Genomic DNA, 6,000 nt, shown 5'->3' with positions numbered 1-6,000 from the left:
ACTTGACGGGGTGCAGTTCACTTGGACAGCCTTATTTGTTATTAGTCTTCCCATACGGCTACTAATTCATTGTATTCATTATAGAGCTCCGCAGGGTCCGATTCTTTGTTGTTCCAAATATTTGTTGCTCCCCAAAGGAGCAGGTCATCATCTGATGAACGCACCTCGTCTGCTGAGGAAATGACTACTCTTTTCTGTGCATTCAGGACATATTGGCCAAACGGATAGGTTTGATTGCCTCGAACGCTAACCAGCTTCCAGCCTTTCATTTGAATGGCATCATCCGTCGTATTCGTTATGGTGACAAGCTCGGCTTGTTTGTCCACCTCAATCGTAATGCCGCTTCGCGCCGCTTTTTTTACAGGGAAACTTGTGTGATTAATTTCGGCGTCATTGCTCCATAAACCTTGCTTAGCTTGTTCAGCTTGCTGCTCCAGCTGCTTGTATGCGTTTTCCATCTTGACGTTAGGCTCTATGATGAGTACCTTCGCAAGACCTTCCTCGATAAGCGCCTCGTTTAATATCCGTCCATCCTTCAGCTCCACGATTGCAAGCGTACGATCGTAGCGATCTTTAAGCTCCTTATCGAAAGTAAGCCTAACCTCTTGCGACTCTGTCAGAAGCGTCTCAGTGAAGGCAGCAGCTTCGGGTCCGAATGGATCGGCTGGACTATCTTGTTTCTTGGTCTCCGGCGTATCTACATAAAGTAGTCGAATCGTCGTTTCACTAGAACCTGTTTTGATTTTGAAAGTATCACCATCTATAAAGCCAGCTACCTGATACCATTGGTTGGTTTGTATAACGTTCGAAGAAAGCTCGGAAATGGCCGTACAGCCGGCAAGCGGCATGCAAATGAGCATGAGGAGAATGATTATAATTCTTTTCATAGATGCGGTACCTCCACCCCAATTTGCAGTTTATATACAATCTTCTTATTACTATAACACATCTTGAACATAAAAATCGCGCAGTTGTCCAGATACTTAAAGCATAAAATGGTGTTAATTTCTTCATACTGTGAGGAAGAGCAAGATCTAGGCTGTTTTTTTGAGAGGCCGTTTTGATGAATTTTTGAAGGAGGAGAATGATGCAGCATCCAAACGATCAGCCATTAATTGTGCAATCAGACTTAATGGTTCTGCTTGATGAACGCAAGCCACATGCACAGCAAGCTAGAGATAAGCTCGTTCTCTTCATGGATGCAATTAGAAGAGCTGGAGCGATCCATACTTATCGAATGACACCTTTGACTCTCTGGAATGCAGCAGCAGCTGGGATTACTGGCGAAGAAATCATAGGTTGGCTAACAGAATACAGCAGATACGAGCTGCCATTTCAAGCGGAGGTAATGATTCGCAAACTGATGAGCAGATATGGCAAGCTTTGGTTATCTACGGAATCGAACAAACTGATGCTGCACGGAGAACAAGCTATTTTGGATGAGCTTTCGGAACAATCGTCAATAACAAGCTGGGTAAAAGCACGGCTTAATGCCGCTTGGGAGCTTGATGAAGGCTGCAGAGGCGCCTTGAAGCAGGAGCTGACACGACTTGGATATCCTGTCATTGATCTAGCAGGCTATCATGTGGGCGAGGAGCTACCGGTAGAGCTGAGGAAGCATACGCTGCGAAATCGTTTGTTTGATTTAAGGGACTATCAGCAGGCTGCTGTCGAGCTTTTTTATAAGGAAGGCAAAGTGGAAGGCGGGAGCGGCGTAATCGTATTGCCTTGCGGAGCGGGTAAAACCATTGTGGGCATAGCCGCATTGGCTCGTTTGGGTAGAGCAACACTTATACTTACCTCTAATTCTACCTCCGTAAAACAATGGAAAGACGAGCTGCTGGATAAAACGTCGCTGTTGGATGCGGATGTTGGTCAATATTGCGGCACATTGAAGCAGGTACGCCCTGTTACGATAGCAACTTACAATATTTTGACGCATCGCAAATCCAAGGAGTCTCCTTTTACCCATATGAAGCTGTTCTCCGAACGGGATTGGGGGCTAATTATTTACGATGAGGTGCATTTGCTGCCAGCTCCAGTCTTCCGGATGACTGCAGATATACAAGCGACAAGACGGCTTGGCTTAACCGCGACACTCGTACGTGAGGATGGCTGTGCTGAGGATGTATATTCATTAATAGGTCCGAAGCAGTTCGACATGCAATGGAAGACAGCCGAGGCTGGCGAGCATATAGCGGCAGTAGCTTGCACAGAGATTAGGGTTCCACTGCATATAAGTAAAGCGGCTTTGTATGCACAGGCCTCTGCGCGTTCTAAGCTCAGATTGGCTGCGGAAAATCCTGCAAAAATCAAAGTTGTAGAGCAGCTATTGCGGGAGCATGCAGGCAAACCGACTTTAATTATTGGCCAGTATTTGCACCAGCTGCATGAGCTGTCCGCAGTTATTGGCGCTCCCTTGCTGACGGGAGAGGTGCCGCAGCTCGAGAGACAAATGCTTTATGACAGCTTTAAAGCAGGCGACATATCAGTGTTAATCGTATCCAAGGTAGCTAATTTTGCAGTGGATTTGCCTGATGCATCCGTAGCCATTCAATTATCCGGCAGCTTTGGCTCACGGCAAGAGGAAGCGCAGCGGATTGGGAGATTGCTGCGGCCAAAAGCGATTAACAATTGCGCATGGTTTTATACCATTGTAACGGATCAGACGAAGGAAACGGAATTTGCGATGAAAAGACAGCTTTTTATGCTGGAGCAAGGGTATCACTACGAGAGACTTAGCTTGCCGCATGATGAGGACAAGCTTGAGGAGGCTGCTGCTCTATGAAAATGAAACAGCTGCTAGGCAAGTTATCTGCTGAGCGCTTGGATCATATGATGCAGGGACTGCTATGGCAGAAAGCCGGTCAAAGAGGCCTGTCATGGGAAGAAGCAGCGGTGGACGATGAGACAATCCGCGAAGCTGTATCTATGCTCTCGCCGTATGCAGCCGAAGTATTGACGGAAATGCTGCGTTATTTTGCAGCTGCTCCCGCAGACGGAGAACGGCTCCTTAAAGTTCTTCGGAACAGCACAAGCCTCTCAGGGGCGGAATGTCAGCTCGCATTGGCAGAGCTTGAGGAATGGGGCGTATTATTCACGGTACATAAAGTATGGGGAGAGAGTCTGTATTTTATGCCTGTAGAATGTTTCGCTGTGTGGCAGAGGATGTTATTCCCATACAAAGCTGTGGTGCTGACTGAGCATCAGAGGGAAAGACTAATGAATGGTGTCATGCGACCTCATTGCAGGCCGCTTGGCAGACAGCTGCTCAGTGCCTTTTCGTTATTGGGGCGAAGCGGCTTATCTCTTACGACAAACGGCACGCTTCCCAAAAAGACGATTGCTAAGCTGCTGCAGGCTGCAGATTTGGAGGAGTGCTGGCTTAAATCATTTGATCTGAAATGGTCCTACTCTGATATTTATCCTGTACAGGTTGCCTTCATTTTGGAAGCGGGTTTTGCGTTTGGGCTGTTAACAGCAGTGAATGGGGCAATGAAATGGAATGATGACCAGCTTAGAAAATGGCTTATGCTTGATGAGGCTGTGAGAGAATATCAATTAATGAATTGGTGCTTGGCGATGCTGCTTCCAGCCGCAGGTGGAAACGCCCATTTGGCTGCCTCGTTGACGAGCCTTCAAGCAGGTGAATGGTATTCTAATCAGTGTGTGGATACGTGGCTTCATGAGAATCGGATCGTTGCTGATATAGGCCCGGAGCAAAACATAAATCGAAATCAACCAAGGCCAAGCTGGTTTGGTTTATGGCATAATCTAGGCTGGATGGAGCTGGTAGATTGTCAGCAAGCAGCGGACAATGAGTTTTTTTTCAGATGGAAAGCAGCTGCTCCTTTACGTAAAGTGCCACCGGTGCAGGTGAAGGATATGGATGCAGTGGTTTCCGTTCAACCGAATGGGGAATTGATTGTACAGCCAGAATGTCCCTTCTGGATAAGGTGGGAGCTGGAGCTGATAGCTGAACGCAAATCAGATGAGCAGGTTTCTGTTTACCGTCTTGAAGCAGCATCAATTACAAGGGCGCTGGAGCAAGGAAGATCAAGAGCCTCCATTCAAAGCTTTCTTGAGCAGGCATCAGGCGGAGATCATTTGCCTTCTACGGTAATCGCTTTGTTGGAAGTATGGACGAGCCGTGCTAGCCGTACTTTCTTCGCCGAAGTTGCGCTGCTGCGCTGCGATAGTGAAGAGATGGCGGCAATAGTGGAAAATGATTCTGGTGTAGCCCCTTTATTGATGGAGAAGCTTGGTCACTTGGATTTCATTGTTGAAAAGTCTCATATAAGTGAGATCCGAGCATGTTTGCAAAAAGCAGGATATCCCGCACGCAAAATGGTTCAGACAGAATTTGCAAATGACGAATATAATTACCCATTCGTTAGTTTCGATATAGAGGGATCGCGCTTACTTGAACTTCTGCCGAAGGAGGAATCAAAAATACCCGCTCCTTCTTATATTTATGAAGCTTTTCCGCTTCATCATTATGAACTCAGAGATTTAGCCGCTAGGAAAAAACCGCTTTTGTTCTTTGAAATGGAGCTTGTGCCTTCCATGTGGACAAAGCAGCTGCGTGCATACCATCATTCGACAAGAAAAGAATTAATTGAGAAGGCATTGCAATGGCAAACGCCTGTTCAGCTTCGCATGGAAAGGGAGCTTCGTTCATTTGTGCCTGAGAAGCTTGAGCAGCAAGGCGACGGATGGGCCGTCGTCGGGCTGCTGCGTGATGACCCGCAGCGAGAGCAGATCAGGTTGACTCCTGATATGTGGGAAGAGATGTGCTTAGTGATACCAGGCCAAGGCAGCCCAATATAATCTCTATCTATTGGCTAATTAAATATGATATGATAGTGTAGAATTTAGCGAATGGGAAAGAGGTGGATAAATGCCAACTGCTGAAGGTTTAACGGCTATTCAGTTGGAGCAACCGCAAGGCGGCGTTTCTTCTCTCGATATGGCGTCGCTGCTGCTTTGCGCCTATGATTTAGGTGATTCGATTAATCAATCGGCGGAAGTTGCCGAATATTTATATTGGAAGTCAGCTGTGAATGAAGATGAAGAAGTGAAGCAAATTACCAAACGGTTCGATAAAGCGAAGATACTGTTTGAGGAATGCCAACGATTCGGGCGCTTTCATCCTGACTACAACGAAGCGAAAGACAAAGTGAAGCAAATCGAACGAGAGCTAAGCGAAATTGAAAGCGTTCGCCGCTTCAAGCTAGCCGAGCAGATCGTTGATGAAATGCTTTATGATGTATCCCGCACGATAGCGGAGTCCGTTTCGGACAATATTAAAGTGCCTGGCAATGAAAAAGCTGCCGGCGGCGGTAGCTGTGGAAGCGGCGGCTCATGCAGCTGTGGAAGCGGCGGTTGCAGTTAGTTAGTAGCCATAAGAGCGAACAAGGAAGAAGCATAGGCTTACGAAGTGAGGTTTGCTACGCAAACCTAGGTAAATGCTTACGAAGTGAGGTTTGCTACGCAAACCTTTGAGGAGGGAAAAGATGCTACCGGATCGAACAGGTTATATCGTTTGGGTAAGTGATTTGAAAGCGGCAAGATCACTGGAGAGGTTCGGGACGGTTCATTATATGTCGCGGAAGATGCATTACGTTGTGATGTATATGAATGCGGAACGCTCTGAAGAGGCTGTGCGGCAGATGGGGAAGCTCTCGTACGTACGAAAGATTGAACGATCGTATCGAAACGAGATTAAGACAGAGTACAGCAAAGACAGTGAAGATAAAACTAGATTTTATAGTTTGTAAAGGTTTAGTCGAAAACACTCGTCTGATGACGTTGTTCGTAAAGCTAATCAATCGCATAACGAAGGAAATATTGGTAAAAACTTCAAAACATGCACTAAAAGACGTTTCAAGGTGTGCAATAACACTGAGAAACGTCTTTTTTTTATTATAATAGCCAGAAACTTACAAAAATGGTCGGACTTTAATTTTTTGTTGTAATCTCGGACAATCGTGATAGAAT

The 6,000-nt window shown here is 46.3% G+C and carries 5 protein-coding genes; 4 read left to right on the top strand and 1 reads right to left on the bottom strand.

Annotated elements, in window-relative coordinates:
* Window positions 1-41: 41 nt before the first annotated feature.
* Window positions 42-887 carry a thermonuclease family protein gene (locus ACIFSR_RS04100; RefSeq protein WP_339208820.1) on the bottom strand — a complete coding sequence of 282 codons (846 nt, stop codon included), beginning with the start codon at window positions 885-887 and terminating at the stop codon, window positions 42-44.
* Between the two features lie 200 nt (window positions 888-1,087).
* On the opposite strand from ACIFSR_RS04100, the gene ACIFSR_RS04095 reads away from it, so the two are divergent.
* The 4 genes from ACIFSR_RS04095 (at window position 1,088) to ACIFSR_RS04080 (ending at window position 5,780) form a co-directional block, all read left to right on the top strand.
* Entirely contained in the window at window positions 1,088-2,788 is a 1,701-nt protein-coding gene (locus tag ACIFSR_RS04095) for a DNA repair helicase XPB (protein ID WP_430055113.1), read from the top strand.
* Window positions 2,785-4,830, top strand: coding sequence for a helicase-associated domain-containing protein (locus ACIFSR_RS04090; protein ID WP_430055110.1), 2,046 nt, complete (start codon window positions 2,785-2,787; stop codon window positions 4,828-4,830). The genes ACIFSR_RS04095 and ACIFSR_RS04090 overlap by 4 nt, the downstream gene beginning before the upstream one ends.
* Window positions 4,831-4,900: 70 nt before the next feature.
* Window positions 4,901-5,395 carry a YlbF family regulator gene (locus ACIFSR_RS04085; protein ID WP_339208823.1) on the top strand — a complete coding sequence of 165 codons (495 nt, stop codon included), beginning with the start codon at window positions 4,901-4,903 and terminating at the stop codon, window positions 5,393-5,395.
* Between the two features lie 121 nt (window positions 5,396-5,516).
* Window positions 5,517-5,780, top strand: a complete 264-nt coding sequence (locus tag ACIFSR_RS04080) for a YlbG family protein (RefSeq protein ID WP_053375618.1) — start codon at window positions 5,517-5,519, stop codon at window positions 5,778-5,780.
* Window positions 5,781-6,000: the final 220 nt, after the last annotated feature.

The organism is Paenibacillus sp. NRS-1760 (assembly GCF_050467785.1).
Classification (GTDB): domain Bacteria; phylum Bacillota; class Bacilli; order Paenibacillales; family Paenibacillaceae; genus Pristimantibacillus.
Note: the sequence above shows the minus strand (reverse complement) of the source record. Positions and strands in the feature narration are given on the sequence as shown.

What these genes read in the sequence shown, in the direction of transcription:
- ACIFSR_RS04100 (WP_339208820.1), bottom strand. Translation starts at nt 887, where the DNA reads ATGAAAAGAATTATAATCATTCTCCTCATGCTCATTTGCATGCCGCTT.
- ACIFSR_RS04095 (WP_430055113.1), top strand. Translation starts at nt 1,088, where the DNA reads ATGCAGCATCCAAACGATCAGCCATTAATTGTGCAATCAGACTTAATG.
- ACIFSR_RS04090 (WP_430055110.1), top strand. Translation starts at nt 2,785, where the DNA reads ATGAAAATGAAACAGCTGCTAGGCAAGTTATCTGCTGAGCGCTTGGAT.
- ACIFSR_RS04085 (WP_339208823.1), top strand. Translation starts at nt 4,901, where the DNA reads ATGCCAACTGCTGAAGGTTTAACGGCTATTCAGTTGGAGCAACCGCAA.
- ACIFSR_RS04080 (WP_053375618.1), top strand. Translation starts at nt 5,517, where the DNA reads ATGCTACCGGATCGAACAGGTTATATCGTTTGGGTAAGTGATTTGAAA.